Below are 16,600 nucleotides of genomic sequence, written 5' to 3'. Positions count from 1 at the left end.
AGTACCTTATCCACGGAACGCAATGTCTATTGGGGTTTGCGCGTGTTTTTTGCCTGAAACGTTATCGCGCCACGGGCGACGCAAAACCTTCGAATGCCTGCCGCAAGGCCTTGGCATATTCGCGGCTGCCAAGGGTCATGCTGTTGATATGGTTACCGCCCTTTATCAGCAGCAATTGTTTGGGCTGCGCGGCGGCTTCATACAGGGCCTGGCTGAAGCGCGAGGGGACATAGGGATCGTCGGTGCCATGGACGATCAGCACCGGGATATCGATCTGGTTGATCTTGTCGATGGAGTCGAATTTCTCCGAGAGAATCCAGCTGACCGGCAGCGAGGTCGGGATCGCCGCCCGGGCCGCATCGCCCAGGTCGGTAAAGGTCGACTCGATGATCAAGCCCGTGGCCTTGGGCGCCGCCTTGTCGCCGGCCAGACGTTCGGCGAGGTCCACCGCCACCGCGCCACCCAGGGAGTGGCCGTAGATATAACGTTTGTGGACATCGGGTTGCAGTTGCACCAGGCGCTTCCAGGCATTGTCCGCGTCCTGGTAGACGCTGCGTTCGGAAGGCAGGCTGCCGGGGCTGTCGCCAAAGCCGCGATAGTCGATGGCCAGTACCGAGAAACCCAGGTCGCGCAATTGGGTGATCCGCCCGACCTGCGCCGTCAGGTTCCAACGGGTGCCGTGCAGGTAGAGGATGGCCGGCGCATTCGCCCGGCTCGACGGCCACCACCAGGCATGCAGATAGTCGGAACCGGCCACCCCGTCGCTGATGGGAATCCGCAGCTCCCTGACCCCCGCCGGTACGCCGCTGAACCAGCTCGCCGTGCCTGGCTGGACATTGAACAGCAGCTCGCGCTCTTTATAAGCCAGCCGCGAACACCCATAAGGCAGCCCGACGGCAAGAAAAACCGCCAGCAATCCCAGGGACAACCAGCGGCGACGGGCGATAAAGGTTCTGAGGGTCATGGCGCCCGGGTCTCGCTTGCAAGGAATGCATTGGCTCACAAAGCCGACAGATTACTCGCAAGCGCGCGCACAAACAAAAACGCCCCGAACCAGTCGGGGCGTTTTTTTTCAACCTGGGATCAGGTCGCTACAGCCATGTCGCTCGATCAGAACACGTTGATCGGGTAGTCGACGAACACACGTACTTCGTTACCGCCAACGTTGTACTCGCTGGATTTCTCCGAGACACGCAGGATCGAGCTACGCAGCTTCACGCTCAGGTCTTTCGCCGGGCCACTCTGGACCACGTATTTGACCTGGTTGAAGAACTCGCGCTCGGTACCACCGGTGCTGGTGGAGGTGGTGATGTTGTCGCCACGGACGTAGGCCACGTTGTAGGTCAGGCCCGGAACGCCGAAGGTGGCGAAGTCCAGACCGTAGCCCACCTGCCAGGAACGCTCGTCAGCAGCGTTGAAGTCCGACCAGTAGGAGTTCGCCAGGTTGATGGTGTTGCCACCGTCGCCAACGCGACCCTGACCTTGCTGGTAACCGCCGTACGGGTAGCCCAGCACGCTCGAACCGGTGCTGCTCTGGTGGGCGATGGTGAACGAGTGAGCGCCGAGGGCGTAGGTAGCGGCCAGACTCCAGATCTTGTTGTCGCGACCTTGAGCGTTCTGCTCCGCGGCGTAGCCACGGTCCAGCTGGGTACGGTAGCCGTTGAAGTCCAGGGTCAGGGACTGGTCCGACGCGATCGGGAACACGTAGTTCAGGTTCACGTACTGCTTCTTCAGCACTTCATCGACGTCCGAGGCATACAGCGACGCCTTGAACTGGTCGGTGAACTGGTAAGTACCACCCAGGATGTCGATGCCTTTCAGGCCACCGCTGTCACGACCTTCGGCGCTCTTGCGCGATTCGGCGGTGAAGTGACCGGCGTTCAGTTCCAGGCCTTTGATCTCCTTGGAGGTGATCAAGGTACCGGTGTAGCTTTCCGACAGCAGACGGGAATTGTCGTAGTTCAGCAGCGGCAGAGCCGGCATCTGGTCACCGTAGGTCAGCACGGTGTTGGACAGGCGGAATTTCACCGCGGCGCCGCCCTGAGCCAGGTCTTTGGCCGGGTTGCCGTTGTTGTCCTGCTTGAAGAAGTCGATACCTTGCGCACCGGTCTCACCGCGACCGCCGTCCAGACGCACAGCGTACTGGCCGAAAGCATCAACACCCACACCTACGGTGCCTTGGGTGAAGCCGGACTTGAAAGTAGCGATGGCCGCTTGGCCCCATTCGATCTTGTCATCTTTGCCGCTTTTGTAATCGCGGTTGATGTAGGCGTTACGCAGCAGGACGTTCAGGTGGCTGTCGTCAACGAAACCCTTGGAGTCCGATTGGTCACTGGCCATGGCCTGGGTAGCGCCGAGGATGCCCAATGCGAGCAGGCCGATCCGTTTGTTCAACATGTTTTATTCCTTAATCTCTGGATGAAACGCCCTGCGGCTTCGAGCTGAAATGTTGTGTTGATGCTTCACGCAAAAACAAAAAGACCCGCCTGCAATGGATGCAGCGGGCCTTTTATTATTTTAAGTGTATGGCGTATAGCCACAGGCGTAGAGCGAATCCTATCCGCGACACGAGTATTGTGTCAATTTCGTGAAACACCTGAGAATAGAAGGGATTAGCGAGACAACCTCGAAAAAAGGCATATCCGCCACCGACTGCCCTTTATCTCCGGGCGACGTCGCTTTCCCCTCACGACCTCGCCTTCTTCAGGACGAACACCCCTCCAGGCCACAGGATGGCCCCGTGGCGGCCGGGGTGGTGGGCGCCAGCGATTGACTGAGCCAGGCGACGAACGCGTCGGGTTTGCCCAGGTAAGGACCGATATCGATCAGGCTGAAACGCCCCTCCTGCTCCAGCGCCAGGGTCGGAAAACCCTGGCCGCCGACCCGGGACAACAAAGCACGGCTTTGCTTGAAATGTTCCGCCGCCACCGCATCGCTGTTCCGCTCAAAAGCGGCCTTGAACGCTTGCGCTTCAAAGCCCAGTTCGGCGGCCAACGCCAGCAGGACCTCCACATCGGCCAGGCGCTGCCCCTCGACGTAGTGCGCGGTCTGCTGGCGGCCCAGCATCTCCAGCCCGCGCCCTTGCAGTTGTTCAGCCGCGAGGACCGCACGGGTCGGCGGTGTGGAATCGAAGATCGCCGACGAGTCACGCAGCAACCCCTCGAAATAGCCCTGGCCAAACGGTTGGCCGGTGTACTCGGCAATCCGCCGGTCGTGGGGCATGACGTAGTCGCGCAGGTTAGAGGAGACGAACTGGCGGTTGTTACCAGCCATCATGCCGCCGCCATGCAAGGCCACGGGCAACACCTGACTGGCGGCCTGGATCAGCGGTTTGGCGCCGTAGCACCAACCGCACAAGGGATCGTAGATGTAGTGAAGGACGCTCGTGGCAGCCATGGAGATCTCCCGAAGGTATCAATGAGTTCGATACCTTCAGACTAGTCGCTGGCGGCCCATCGAAAAACGCCGGAATGACTCCTGGTTTATTGCGCAAACCGGTCGAATCAACCGCCCCGCCCCCCAGGGAACAGCCATAAAAAAACGCCGCTGCCCGGATCGCTCCGGCCAGCGGCGTTTTTCTGCAAAGTCCTTTTAACCCTGTAAAACCCCGAGCAAGACCTCCAATTCAGCATCGCTGAACAAGCCTGCGGGGTAACGGTCGGTAATCATCCGACGAGGATCCTGAGCACGGGTGGTACGCGTTCCATTGCTTTTCAACCACTGAGCCAGGACTTGAAGCGACTCGCTCGTCACCGACAGAGGGTGCGAAACCCGCTCACTGGCTACGTTCATCTCAGCGCTCTCCTGGTTCATGAGCGGCTAACTTACTTAAGGTTTATGACAGAACGTTGAATTGTAGAAAACGCTCCGTCATATAAACCAAGCTGATACAAGAGCTATGCCAAAGTGCCAGTTCAGCAGTCGGAAAACCAAAAAAAACCCGCAGTCTGTAAGGGCTGCGGGTTTGACAGGGGGTCGCTTAACGGTGATTGAAAAGTGCCATCATTTGTAGCAATGCATCTTTTGTTACAACTTCACTCAACCTTTGTGTGGCGCAGGTTGTTGTTGTGTAAGGCAATGGATATTTCCGCCCCCCAGTAACAACTCACGCCCTGGCACCATCACCACCTCGTGTTGTGGAAACAGGTTCTGCAGGATTTCCTTGGCCACGCTGTCCTGCGGGTCATCGAAGCTCGGCGCGATGATGCCGCCGTTGACGATCAGGAAGTTCACGTAGGAGCCGGCCAGGCGTACCGAGGGGTTACGCTCCTGGCTGCCCGCCACCGCGTCCACTCCGGCGCATTCCTCTTCAGTGGCATACAGCGGCCCCGGAATCGGCATTTTGTGCACTGTAAAGGGGCGACCCTTGGCATCACGGCTGCTTTCCAGCACCTTCATGGCCGCCTGGCAGCGTGGGTAGTTGGGGTTTTGCGGATCGTCGCTCCAGGCCAGCAACACCTCACCCGGGCGCACGTAGCAGCAGAAGTTATCCACATGGCCGTCGGTTTCGTCGTTGAACAGGCCGTCCGGCAGCCAGATCACCTTGTCCACCGCCAGGTGCTCGGCAAGCACCTGCTCGATGGCTTCGCGGGTCAGGTGCGGGTTGCGGTTGCGATTGAGCAGGCATTCCTCGGTGGTGATCACCGTGCCTTCGCCGTCGACATGGATCGAGCCGCCTTCGAGCACGAAGCCTTCGGTCTGGTAACGCGGGCAACGCTCGATTTCGAGGATCTTGCCGGCTACCTGTTCGTCGCGGTTCCACGGCGCATAGAGGCCGCCGTCGAAGCCGCCCCAGGCATTGAAGCCCCAGTTGACGCCGCGCACTTCACCCTGGTCGTTGATGACAAAGGTCGGGCCGCTGTCGCGGACCCAGGCGTCGTCGCTGGACATTTCCACCAGACGGATATTCGGCACGTCGAGGCGCGCCCGGGCGTTTTCATACTGAGCGGCGGACACCGCCACCGTTACCGGTTCGAAACGCGCAATGGCCCGGGCCACGGCTGCATGGGCGGCCTGCGCCGGCTTGCCGCCCAGGCGCCAGTTGTCCGGGCGCTCGGGCCAGATCATCCAGGCCTGGGTTTGTGGCGCCCATTCGGCGGGCATATGGAAGCCGTCGGCGCGTGGTGTGCTGTTCAAAGTGGTCATGGCGATCAGGACTCCAGGGATCCGTCGAGGGTTTTCAGTGCGCCGTACAGGTTCGGTCGGCGGTCGCGGAACGAGCCCCAGGCACTGCGTATGTGTTCCAGTTCATCAAGGTCGAAGCTGTGGACCAGGATGCCTTCTTCGGTTTCGTTGAGTTCCTCGACCTTCTCGCCGAATTGATTGGCAATGAACGAGGAGCCGTAGAAGGTGATGTCGTAGCCGTCCTGCTCTTCGTTGCCGGTGCGGTTGCTGGCGATCAGCGGCATCAGGTTGGCGCCGGCATGGCCTTGTTGCACGCGCTGCCAGTGGTCACGCGAAGAGATGCTCTTGTCGTGCGGCTCGCTGCCGATGGCGGTCGGGTAGAAGAGGATCTCCGCGCCTTGCAGGGCCATGCTGCGGGCGCACTCGGGGAACCACTGGTCCCAGCAGATGCCCACGCCGATCTTCGCGTAGCGGGTGTCCCACACTTTGAAACCGGTGTCGCCCGGATTGAAGTAGTACTTCTCGTGGTAGCCAGGGCCGTCCGGGATATGGCTTTTCCGATAAATCCCGAGGTTGCTGCCATCGGCGTCGATGATCGCGATGCTGTTGAAGCGCGCGCGGCCGGCCAGTTCGAAGAAGCTGATGGGCAGCACCACTTGCAGTTCTTTGGCGACCTTCTGGAAGTGCTTGATGGCGATGTTGTCTTCCACCGGGGTCGCCAGTTGCAGGTAGTCCGGGTTCGGCTTCTGGCAGAAGTACGGGGTTTCGAACAGTTCCTGGATCAGGATGATCTGCGCACCCTTGGCGGCCGCTTCGCGCACCAGTTTCTCGGCGGTTTCGAGATTGGCTTCGAGATCCCAGGAACAGGCCATCTGGGTGGCGGCAACGGTAACGATACGACTCATGGATCATCTCCTGGGCGAATGCGGTGGGCGATTCTAGGCATCGACCGATGACAGATTGAGAATAGCCGGGCGTGATGGGTCCGGCCTAGGTGATGGCGACTTTATAGCCGATAAAAATCGGCTTTTAAAGATAAAAAATTAAAAATATATGTATCGGATGTTATTTTTACCGATAAGAATCGAGATTTACCTTGACTGATCTATCGCTATCGCCGGCAAGCCGGCGATGCTTTTTACAGGCCTTCGTCGAGCACCTTGGACAGCATGTCGACAAAGAAATCCACGCTACGACGACTGGTACACATCGGCGGCTTGATCTTGAGGATGTTGAGGTAGTCGCCGGTGGGTTGCATGAAGATCCCCAGTTCACGCAGGCGATCGCACAACAGCGCAGTCTCTTCGGTCGCCGGCTCCAGGGTTTCGCGATTGCGGATCAGCTCCGCGCCGAGGTAGAAACCGGAACCGTGCACCGCGCCCACCAGCGGATAACGGTCGATCAGCGCTTCCAGGCGCTCCTTGAAGTAGCCGCCCACCATCTGGGCGTTTTCCCAGAGTTTTTCCTCGGCCATCACGTCGAGCACTGCGATGCCGATCCGGCAACTGACCGGGCTGCCGCCGGAAGACGAGAAGAAATACCCCTCGGCCTCCAGCGCCTCGGCGATCTCCCGACGGGTGATCACCGCGCCCAGGGGCTGGCCGTTGCCCATGCCCTTGGCCATGGTGATGATATCCGGTACCACGCCCTGCTCCTCGAACCCCCAGAAGAACTTGCCCATGCGTCCGTAGCCGACCTGCACCTCATCGGCGATACACACGCCGCCCTGGGCCCGGACCAGCGCATAGACCTGCTGCAAGTAACCCGGCGGCAACGAGATACCGCCGGCATTGCCATACACCGGCTCGCAGATAAAGCCCGCCAACTGGCGATTTTCTTCCGCCAGCCTGGCCAGGTTGTGTTCCACGCTGCGCACGTAGTCCGGCGCACTGGCGCTGCCGCGGAACGCCCCACGATAGGTGTTGGGCGCGGTCACCGGATGCACCCAGTCCGGGCGGCTGCTCAGGGCCTTGGGGTTGTCGGCGATGGAAGTGGACACCGCATCCGCCGCCACCGACCAGCCGTGGTAGGCCTCCAGCACGCTGAGCATGTCGCGTCCGCCGCTGTAGGCCCAGGCCAGGCGAATCGCCAGGTCGTTGGCCTCGGTGCCGCTGTTGACCAGGAACACCCGGTCCATTGAGTCCGGCGCCAGGGCCAGCAGTCGTTCGGAGAACTCGGTCACGGCGGCGTAGTGGAAGCGCGAGTTGGTATTGAGCAGCGACCACTGCCGCGCCGCCTCGGCGGCCATGCGCGGATGACCGTGGCCCAGCACGGCGACGTTGTTGAGCATGTCCAGGTAGGAACGGCCCTGCATGTCGATCAGGTGGTTGCGCCAGCCGCGCTCGATGCGCGGCGGGTCGACGTAGTAGTGCTTTTGTGTGCGGGCGAAACTGGCGTCCCGGCGGGCCAGCAGGTCCGCCGAGTCCAGCTCGGGCTCGGCATCGCAGGCCAGTCCCAGCAAGGTCGCCGGCGACGGGCACAGCGCCTGCCAGGCGGCGGCCCGCGACGGTGTACAAAACAACGGTGGGGTGAGATCGGTGTGGCGGCACAGCTGCACCCGCAGAGCACCGCCGGCCTCGCCCAGCACCTGGCCCTTGACCACGGCGGCACCGGACCTGAGGGACGCCTTCACGCCCCACAGCCGCACGCTCAGTTGCGCGCTGGCCAATAGCAGGGCGCCATCGGCCATGATCCGCAGGGTCCCGGCAAATGGCGACTCCACGGTGGTGCCGCCCGGTACCTGCAAGTCCACGTGCAAGGGAAAGGTGTCCGGCTCGCTGGCGCTGTCGGGCCGGGTGCGCGACAGGCGATATTGTCCGTAGCGACTGGCCGCCAGGCCATGGGCCGCGGCCGCCTCGGCCAGCAAGCGTTCGTCGATGCCGCTCTGCTCCCAGTTTCCCGCCTCGAAATGCGGGCTGAGCACACCCAGGTCGATCAAGGCGAACTCGCGGCCCACCAGCCCGGGCAGCAAGGGCGCGAAACCCTCGCCGGCGACCGGCGCCAGGCGCTCTTCGACGGCCGTCAGGATCGCGGCCTCCATCAGTTCAAATGGCACCGAGGTCGCCACCTGGAAGATTTCCCACTCGTGGGCCAGGTTATCGCGACTGTAGGTGTTGCCCGGGTCGATGCCGACCTGCTGTTCGCCGCTGAGCACCAGCACCGCCGCCCGCGCCACGATCAACGGCCAGAGTGCGAGCAGTTCTTCGCGTTGCAATGGGTTGACCGCGTGATAGGCCTGGAGCGCCGGCAGAATCACAAAGGGGTCGCCTTCGGCATGGTGCAGCAGCGCCGCGCAGGTCACCGACAGGTCGGCGATGCGCCAGGTCCGGACCAGATCGCCGAAGTCGATCACGCCCTGCAGTTGCCAGTGGCGCTGGGCATCACGGCGCCAGACCACGTTGTCGTCAGTGATATCCAGATGAATGGCCTGGACCGGCAAGGCCTCGACCAGAGGCTGCAGGCGGTGCCGGGCCTGTGCGGCGGCGTCACGAACCCGCGTTTGCTGATCCGTATCCTTAAGCACCGGCAGCAGGTGCTCGATCAATGCGGCAGCATGCTGGGGATCCCATTGCAGGGTGCGCGTCAGGCCCGGGTGCTGGAAGTCGGCCAGGGCCAGGTCCATTTGCCCGCAGAGTTGCCCCAGGCCCACCACCAGGTCACGGCCCAGATGCTTGAGATGGGTCAGCGACTGGCCTTCGATATACTCCAGCAATCGCACGTGCACAGGCTGGCCGTCCAGCACCAGGGACAGCAGGTCCTGGCCGTTGCGCGCGGCAATCACCCGCGGCACCCGCAAGCCGGCGCGCCCCTCCAGGTGAGCCAGGCCGGCATGCTGGGCCTGTAATTCCAGCGTGGCGTAGTCGCCATGGCAGATTTTCAGGACAAAACGGCCTTGGTCGCTGTCGACACGGTAATTGACGTCCTGTTGGCTACCCAGTGCCCGCAGCGTTCCAGAAAGGCCATAGTGCTCCTCAAGCAGGTTCAGCGCCTGCTGCGCCGAGACATTCGGGCTGGGCAGGCTGGCGCGGTGAATCAACGTGGTGAGCAACATGGAACAACTCCCTGAAGTTTTTATTGGCTGCCTATATCGCCATTGGTGCCGCCAAGACGCAAGTACGGCACTAAAGTCAGCCGTCTGAAAATGGATACATCGCCATCGCACTTGCACCGCCGAACGCCTACCCACAAGCTATGCTCCATCCAGCTTGAGTCTGCTTAAGAAAGAAGGCACACCGATATGCGAATTCTAGTCACCGGCGGTGCCGGTTTTATTGGCTCGGCCCTGATCCGGCACCTGATCCGCCATACCGAGCACGAGGTCCTTAACCTGGACAAGCTCACCTACGCCGGCAACCTGGAATCACTGAGCAGCATCGCCACGGACAGCCGCTATGAGTTCGTCCAGGCCGATATCGTCGACCAGGCCACCGTCAGCGCGGTGCTGGCGCGCTTCGAACCCCATGCCATCATGCACCTGGCAGCCGAATCCCACGTCGACCGCTCCATCGACGGCCCGTCGGACTTTATCCAGACCAATATCGTCGGCACCTACAGCCTGCTGGAAGCCGCCCGTGGCTACTGGTCGAAACTGCCCGAACCCGAAAAAAGCGCGTTCCGCTTCCACCATATTTCCACCGACGAAGTGTATGGCGACCTGCACGGCGTCGATGACCTGTTCACCGAAAACACCCCGTACGCCCCCAGCTCGCCGTACTCCGCGAGCAAGGCGGCGTCCGATCACCTGGTCCGCGCCTGGCACCGCACCTACGGCCTGCCGGTGCTGCTGACCAACTGCTCGAACAACTACGGCCCGTTCCACTTCCCGGAAAAGCTGATCCCGCTGGTGATCCTCAACGCCCTGGCCGGCAAGCCGCTGCCGGTATATGGCGACGGTCTGCAAGTGCGCGACTGGCTGTATGTCGAAGACCACGCCCGCGCCCTGTTCAAGGTAGTGACCGACGGCGTAGTGGGCGAGACCTACAATATCGGCGGCCATAACGAGCAGAAGAATATCGATGTGGTACGCGGGATCTGCGGCCTGCTGGAAGAGCTGGCGCCGACGCGCCCGGCCGGCGTGGAAAAATTCGCCGACCTGATCACCTTCGTCAAGGATCGCCCGGGCCACGACCTGCGCTATGCCATCGACGCCGGCAAGATCGAGCGCGAGCTGGGCTGGACCCCTGAGGAAACCTTCGAAAGCGGTCTGCGCAAGACCGTGCAGTGGTATCTGGAGAACCTGGAATGGTGCCGTCGCGTCCAGGATGGTAGCTATCAAGGAGAGCGCCTCGGCGCGCTTGACCATAAGGAACTCTTGGCATGATGAAAGGCATTGTCCTCGCGGGCGGCTCGGGTACCCGGCTGCACCCGATTACCCTCGGCGTTTCCAAGCAACTGCTACCGATCTACGACAAACCGATGATCTACTACCCGATCTCGGTGTTGATGCTGGCCGGCATCCGCGAAATCCTGGTGATCTCCACGCCCCAGGACCTGCCGCAATACCGCAACCTGCTGGGCGACGGCAGCCAGTTCGGGGTGCACCTGAGCTACGCCGAGCAGCCGTCCCCGGACGGTCTGGCCCAGGCGTTCCTGATCGGTGAAGACTTTATCGGCGACGATCCGGTGTGCCTGATCCTGGGCGACAACATCTTCCACGGCCAGCATTTTGGCGACCAGTTGAAACACGCCGCGCGGCGGCCGAGCGGTGCGACGGTCTTCGGCTACTGGGTCAAGGACCCGGAACGCTTCGGTGTGATCGATTTCGACAGCGAAGGTCGTGCCCTTTCCATCGAGGAAAAACCGGCCAAGCCGAAGTCCAGCTATGCGGTCACCGGCCTGTATTTCTATGACAACGACGTCATCAAGGTGGCCAAGGCGGTCAAGCCTTCGCCTCGCGGCGAGCTGGAAATCACCGACGTCAACAACGCCTACCTCAAGCGCGGCGATCTGCATGTCGAACGCTTCGGGCGCGGCTTTGCCTGGCTCGATACCGGCACCCACGACAGCCTGCTGGAAGCCTCGCAGTACGTGCAGACCATCGAGCATCGCCAGGGCCTGAAAGTCGCCTGCCTGGAAGAGATCGCCTACCAGAACGGCTGGATCGACCGTGAGTATCTGCTGGAGCGGGCCAAATACTTCGGCAAGACCGGTTATGGACAATACCTGTATACCGTCGCGGGAGAACACCGATGAAAGCAACGCCGACCCGTCTGCCGGGGGTGCTGATCCTCGAACCCAAGGTCTTTGGTGACGAGCGCGGTTTTTTCTATGAAAGCTTCAATGCCCGGGCGTTCCAGGACGCGACGGGACTCGACGTTTCGTTCGTCCAGGACAACCACTCGCGCTCGCAGCAAGGGGTCCTGCGCGGCCTGCATTACCAGTTGGAAAACACCCAGGGCAAGCTGGTGCGGGTGATTGCCGGTGAAGTACTGGATGTGGCCGTGGACATTCGCCGCAGCTCAGCCCATTTTGGCCAGTGGGTGGCGGTGCGCCTGTCCGCCGAAAACAACCGCCAACTGTGGATACCCGAGGGGTTCGCCCACGGCTTCGTGGTCCTCAGCGAGTCCGCCGAGTTCCTCTACAAGACCACCGACTACTACACCCCCAGCGCCGAACGCTGCATTCGCTGGGACGATCCAAGCCTGGCCATCGACTGGGAGTTCGCCGGTGTCCCCCAGCTGTCGGCCAAGGACCTGAACGGTAAAACCCTGCACGAGGCCGACTTGTTCGAATGAGTACTTCAGCCCTGAAAATCCTTATCAGCGGCCAGCACGGCCAAGTCTCCCGCGCACTGCAACAGCGGCTCGCCGATCTGGGCGAACTGATTGTCCTGGGCCGCGACCAGCTCGACCTGGCGCACCCGGAGCAGATTCGCCAACAGGTCCGCGCCCTGCGCCCCGACCTGATCATCAACGCGGCGGCCTACACCGCCGTCGACCAGGCCGAAAGCGAACCCGACCTGGCATTCGCCATCAACGCCACGGCGCCGGGCATCTTCGCCCAGGAAGCCGCCCACCTGGGCGTGCCGCTGATCCATTATTCCACCGACTATGTGTTCGACGGCAGCAAGGAAGAACCCTACACCGAAGACGACCCGACCCACCCGTTGAGCGTCTACGGCGACAGCAAGCTGACCGGCGAGCGGGCCATCGCCGCGGCCCGGGGCCAGCACCTGATCCTGCGCACCAGTTGGGTCTACTCCAATCACGGGCGCAATTTCCTGTTGACCATGCAACGGTTGTTGCAGGAAAAGCCGGAGTTGCGCATCGTCGCCGACCAGATCGGCGCGCCGACCTGGGCCGGCACCATCGCCAACAGCACCCGGGCCCTGATCGAACGCTGGCAGGCCGGCCACGCCGGGGCCTGGGGCACCTATCACCTGACCGCCAGCGGCGAAACCTCCTGGTTCGGTTTTGCCCAGGCCATCGGCGAGCAACTGCTGGCCCTGAACAAGCCCTGCGCCCTGATCGAAGCCATCCCCTCCAGCGCCTACCCGACGCCTGCCCGCCGGCCGCTGAACTCGCGCCTGGATTGCAGCCGCCTGTTGCGCGAATGGCAGGTTGCCCAGCCCGACTGGCACACCGCATTACGCGAGTGTCTTGCAGAGCAGGGCTGAGACATAATGCGTCGGACTCTACCGGCGCATTCTCTTCATGATCACGAGCCCCACCCTTCCCCGCAGACCCCGCTGGCGCAGCCTCGCCCTGCTGTTCCTGTGCCTGGCGCCGCTGCTGTGGCCGCTGGAGCACCTGGCCGAGCGCTACTACCGCAACGAACTGGTCAGCCAGAACCGCCAGACCCTCGACCTCTATGTCGCCAACCTGCTGGGCACCCTGCACCGCTATGAGGTCCTGCCGCAGATACTCGGCGACCTGCCGGCCCTGCGCGACGCCCTGGCAGAGCCGGACCAGAGCCTGCGCCTGACCAATGCCAACAACCTGTTGGAGAGTATCTGCGCCCAGACCGGCGCCGAAGTGATGTACCTGATGGACACCAACGGCAAGACCCTGGCGGCCTCCAACTGGGACAAACACGACAGCTTCGTCAATCGCAACTTCGCCTTCCGCCCCTACTTCACCGAAGCCATGGCCGGGCGCCTGGGGCGTTTCTTCGGTCTCGGCACCACGTCGGGCAAACGCGGCTACTTCTTTGCCGCGGCCGTGCATGAAGGGCAAAAGATCATCGGCGTGCTGGTGGTCAAGGTTGATCTGGACCGCACCGAAAGCCTCTGGGGCAGGACCCCGGAGCAGTTGATGATGACCGACCATAACGGCGTGGTCATTCTCACCTCGCACTCCGAATGGCGCTTCCGCTCGACCCGCGTGCTCAGCGAACAGGAACGCGATGCGATCACCGCCGTGCAACCTTACCCGACCCGCAATCCCCAGCCCTTGAACATCAACCCCGATGCCTGGCTGACCCAGACCCAGCAGATCGAGGAAACCGGCTGGAACGTGAGCATCCTCGCGCCGCGGACCCTGGTCGACCGTCCGGTGCGCACCGTCGTCGCGGTCGGCGGCGCAACCCTGCTGGTGCTGATGCTGCTGCTCGGCCTGATGATGCAACGGCGCCGTCATTACCTGGAGCGGATCGCCTTCGAGGCCAAGGCCCGACGCGAGCTGGAAATGCGCGTCGCTGAACGGACCAGCGACCTGGAAGGCCTCAACCGTCGTCTCAAACAGGAAGTGCTGGAGCGCGAACACGCCCAGCAGGAACTGGTGCGCGCCCAGGATGACCTGGTCCAGGCCGGCAAGCTCTCGGCCCTGGGTACCATGTCGGCGAGTATCAGCCACGAACTCAACCAGCCGCTGGCGGCAATCCGCAGCTACGCGGAAAACGCCGAAGTACTGCTCGACCACCAACGCACCGACGACGCTCGCGGCAACCTCAAGCTGATCAGCGAACTGACCGGACGCATGGCCTCGATCATCGCCCACCTGCGCGCCTTCGCCCGCCGCGACCGGCATGCCCCGGAAAGCGTGGCCCTGCAGCCGGCCCTGGACGACGCCCTGGCCTTGCTGGCCAAGCGCCGGCGGGCCATGGAAGTCGAACTGATCCGCGACCTGCCGGCGGCGGCCCTGTGGGTCCAGGCCGGCGAAACCCGGCTACGCCAGGTGCTCGGCAATCTGCTGGCCAACGCCCTCGATGCCCTGACTGAGAAGGGCCCGCCGCGTAAGCTCTGGCTGAGTGCGCAATCTTCCGAACAGGGCGTCAGCCTGACAATTCGCGACAATGGCCCGGGCTTCTGCCTGGAAGCCCTGGACCGCGCCGGCGAGCCGTTCTACACCACCAAGACGCGGACCCAAGGCCTGGGCCTGGGGCTGGCGATCTGCGATTCGCTGATGCGCGCCTTCGGTGGCGAGTTACTGTTTGCCAACCACCGCGACGGCGGCGCCTTGATCACCCTGCGGATGCGCGCCGGCGCGCCCGGGGTCAGCTTGCAACCACCCGAGGACTCGAGTGTATGAAAATCGACCACCAGATCCAGGTGGTGCTGATCGACGACGATCCCCACCTGCGCCAGGCCCTGAGCCAGACCCTGGACCTGGCCGGCCTGAAGATCCTGCCGCTGGCCGAAGCCCAGGGCCTGGCCGCGCAGATCGAGCGCGACTGGCCAGGCGTGATCGTCAGCGATATCCGCATGCCGGGCATGGATGGCCTGGAGCTGCTCAAGGAGCTGCATGACCAGGACCCGGAACTGCCGGTGCTGCTGATCACCGGTCACGGCGATGTACCCCTGGCCGTAGAGGCCATGCGGGCCGGCGCCTATGACTTCCTCGAGAAGCCCTTCGCCAGCGACGCTTTGCTCGACAGCGTACGCCGGGCCCTGGCCTGGCGCCGCCTGGTACTGGACAACCGCAGCCTGCGCCTGGCGTTGAGTGACCGCCAGGAACTCAGTGCACGACTGGTCGGACACTCGCCGCTGATGCTGCGCCTGCGCGAACAGATCGGCGCCCTGGCCGCGACCCGCGCCGATGTGTTGATTCTCGGCGAGACCGGCGCCGGCAAGGAGGTCGTGGCGCGGGCACTGCACGACCTGTCGAACCGCCGCAACGGCCCTTTTGTGGCGATCAACGCCGGGGCCCTGGCCGAGTCGGTGGTGGAAAGCGAGCTCTTCGGCCATGAACCGGGGGCCTTTACCGGGGCGCAGAAGCGCCGGATCGGCAAGTTCGAATTCGCCAATGGCGGCACCCTGTTTCTCGATGAAATCGAAAGCATGAGCCTGGACGTGCAGGTCAAGCTGCTGCGGCTGTTGCAGGAGCGAGTGGTCGAACGTCTCGGCGGCAACCAGCAGATCCCCCTGGATATCCGCGTGATCGCCGCTACCAAGGAAGACCTGCGCCAGGCGGCAGACCAAGGGCGCTTCCGGGCTGACCTGTACTACCGCCTGAATGTCGCGCCGCTGCGGATTCCGCCCCTGCGCGAACGCGGTGAAGACGCGCTGATACTGTTCCAGCACTTTGCCGACGAAGCCAGCGCGCGCCACGGCCTGCCGCCCCATACCCTGCAACCGGCGCAACGCGGCCTGCTGTTGCGGCATACCTGGCCGGGCAATGTCCGCGAACTGCAAAATGCCGCGGAGCGCTTCGCCCTGGGCCTGGAACTGGCCCTGGACAACACGCCGGAAAATCTCGATACGAACATTGCCGGGCACCCGGGCGGCAACTTGAGCGAGCAGGTGGAGCACTTCGAGAAATCCCTGATCGCCGCCGAACTGGCGCGCGCTCACGGCTCGCTGCGCAGCCTGGCCGAAGCCTTGGGTATTCCGCGCAAGACCCTGCACGACAAGCTGCGCAAACACGGTTTGAGCTTCGACAGCGTCGGCACCGCCGCCAGCGACGAACTCGAATGAATCACCGCCAAGAGGTCAGTGCATGAACCGCGACAGTCGTTACCTGGAATCCGTTCTCCATCACGATATTCCGCTTACCCGCGACATGAAGCTGAAGGTCCTGGATTGGCAGGCCGGGCAGTTGCGCCTGCACCTGCCGCTGGAACCCAACGTCAACCACAAGAGCACCATGTTCGGTGGCAGCCTCTATTGCGGCGCGGTGCTGGCCGGCTGGGGCTGGTTGCACCTGAGCCTGCGCGAGGCCGGCATCGAGGATGGGCATATCGTGATCCAGGAAGGGCAGATCGGTTATCCACTGCCGGTGACGGGGGATGCCCAGGCGATCTGTGATGCACCGGAGGAAAAGGTCTGGAAGAAGTTTCTGGCCACTTACCAGCGTTATGGACGGGCGCGGTTGACCCTGGAGACGCGGGTGGTGAATGAGGGCAGTGAGGACGCGGCGGTGCGTTTCAGCGGGCAGTACGTGCTGCACCGCTGAGGAGTGCGGCAGTGTCCGTGTAGACGGCGCAAGGCTGCGAGGCCTCTTCGCGGGCAAGCCCTGCTCCTACAGTTTTGCGTCGTACACAAAATGGGTGAACGACAGAATTTGCGTCGCACACAAAATGGATGAACGACAGAAGATTG

Annotated in this window: 14 protein-coding genes; 7 read left to right on the top strand and 7 right to left on the bottom strand. The window is 62.7% G+C overall.

Annotation, left to right across the window (positions count from 1 at the left end; genetic code table 11):
* Positions 1-61 precede the first annotated feature (61 nt).
* The 7 genes from M5C01_RS28990 to M5C01_RS28960 form a co-directional block, all read right to left on the bottom strand.
* Positions 62-964, bottom strand: coding sequence for an alpha/beta fold hydrolase (locus M5C01_RS28990; protein WP_152741639.1), 903 nt, complete (start codon positions 962-964; stop codon positions 62-64).
* Positions 965-1,110: 146 nt separating this feature from the next.
* Entirely contained in the window at positions 1,111-2,397 is a 1,287-nt protein-coding gene (locus M5C01_RS28985) for an OprD family porin (protein ID WP_152741640.1), read from the bottom strand.
* Positions 2,398-2,703: 306 nt separating this feature from the next.
* Positions 2,704-3,396: a DsbA family protein gene (locus tag M5C01_RS28980; RefSeq protein ID WP_152741641.1), complete on the bottom strand. Its 693-nt coding sequence runs from the start codon at positions 3,394-3,396 to the stop codon at positions 2,704-2,706.
* Positions 3,397-3,591: 195 nt separating this feature from the next.
* On the bottom strand, positions 3,592-3,792 hold the full coding sequence (locus M5C01_RS28975; RefSeq protein WP_103495408.1) for a hypothetical protein: 201 nt from the start codon (positions 3,790-3,792) through the stop codon (positions 3,592-3,594).
* 246 nt (positions 3,793-4,038) lie between these two features.
* Positions 4,039-5,145 (bottom strand): agmatine deiminase, encoded by a 1,107-nt coding sequence (gene aguA / locus M5C01_RS28970; protein ID WP_152741642.1) that lies wholly within the window; start codon positions 5,143-5,145, stop codon positions 4,039-4,041.
* Positions 5,146-5,150: 5 nt separating this feature from the next.
* A complete protein-coding gene (gene aguB, locus M5C01_RS28965) occupies positions 5,151-6,029 on the bottom strand; it encodes an N-carbamoylputrescine amidase (RefSeq protein ID WP_152741643.1) in 879 nt (292 codons plus the stop codon).
* Between the two features lie 233 nt (positions 6,030-6,262).
* Positions 6,263-9,175, bottom strand: a complete 2,913-nt coding sequence (locus tag M5C01_RS28960; protein WP_152741644.1) for an aminotransferase — start codon at positions 9,173-9,175, stop codon at positions 6,263-6,265.
* Positions 9,176-9,361: 186 nt separating this feature from the next.
* On the opposite strand from M5C01_RS28960, the gene rfbB reads away from it, so the two are divergent.
* Genes rfbB through M5C01_RS28925 form a run of 7 tightly spaced genes read left to right on the top strand, consistent with a single transcriptional unit; the run spans position 9,362 to position 16,454 of the window.
* Complete coding sequence (gene rfbB, locus M5C01_RS28955) at positions 9,362-10,444, top strand: dTDP-glucose 4,6-dehydratase (protein ID WP_103495412.1); 1,083 nt, start codon at positions 9,362-9,364, stop codon at positions 10,442-10,444.
* Positions 10,441-11,316 (top strand): glucose-1-phosphate thymidylyltransferase RfbA, encoded by an 876-nt coding sequence (rfbA, locus tag M5C01_RS28950; protein WP_103495413.1) that lies wholly within the window; start codon positions 10,441-10,443, stop codon positions 11,314-11,316. The genes rfbB and rfbA overlap by 4 nt, the downstream gene beginning before the upstream one ends.
* On the top strand, positions 11,313-11,858 hold the full coding sequence (rfbC, locus tag M5C01_RS28945) for a dTDP-4-dehydrorhamnose 3,5-epimerase (protein ID WP_103495414.1): 546 nt from the start codon (positions 11,313-11,315) through the stop codon (positions 11,856-11,858). The genes rfbA and rfbC overlap by 4 nt, the downstream gene beginning before the upstream one ends.
* Positions 11,855-12,739 (top strand): dTDP-4-dehydrorhamnose reductase, encoded by an 885-nt coding sequence (gene rfbD, locus M5C01_RS28940; protein ID WP_103495415.1) that lies wholly within the window; start codon positions 11,855-11,857, stop codon positions 12,737-12,739. Before rfbC ends, rfbD begins: the two co-directional genes overlap by 4 nt.
* Before the next feature lie 37 nt (positions 12,740-12,776).
* Entirely contained in the window at positions 12,777-14,591 is a 1,815-nt protein-coding gene (locus M5C01_RS28935) for an ATP-binding protein (RefSeq protein ID WP_103495416.1), read from the top strand.
* Entirely contained in the window at positions 14,588-15,976 is a 1,389-nt protein-coding gene (locus M5C01_RS28930) for a sigma-54 dependent transcriptional regulator (RefSeq protein ID WP_152741645.1), read from the top strand. Before M5C01_RS28935 ends, M5C01_RS28930 begins: the two co-directional genes overlap by 4 nt.
* Positions 15,977-15,998: 22 nt before the next feature.
* Positions 15,999-16,454 (top strand): YiiD C-terminal domain-containing protein, encoded by a 456-nt coding sequence (locus tag M5C01_RS28925; RefSeq protein WP_152741646.1) that lies wholly within the window; start codon positions 15,999-16,001, stop codon positions 16,452-16,454.
* Positions 16,455-16,600: the final 146 nt, after the last annotated feature.

It is taken from the genome of Pseudomonas sp. MWU12-2319 (assembly GCF_023242525.1).
GTDB lineage: Bacteria > Pseudomonadota > Gammaproteobacteria > Pseudomonadales > Pseudomonadaceae > Aquipseudomonas > Aquipseudomonas gingeri_D.
Note: the sequence above shows the minus strand (reverse complement) of the source record. Positions and strands in the feature narration are given on the sequence as shown.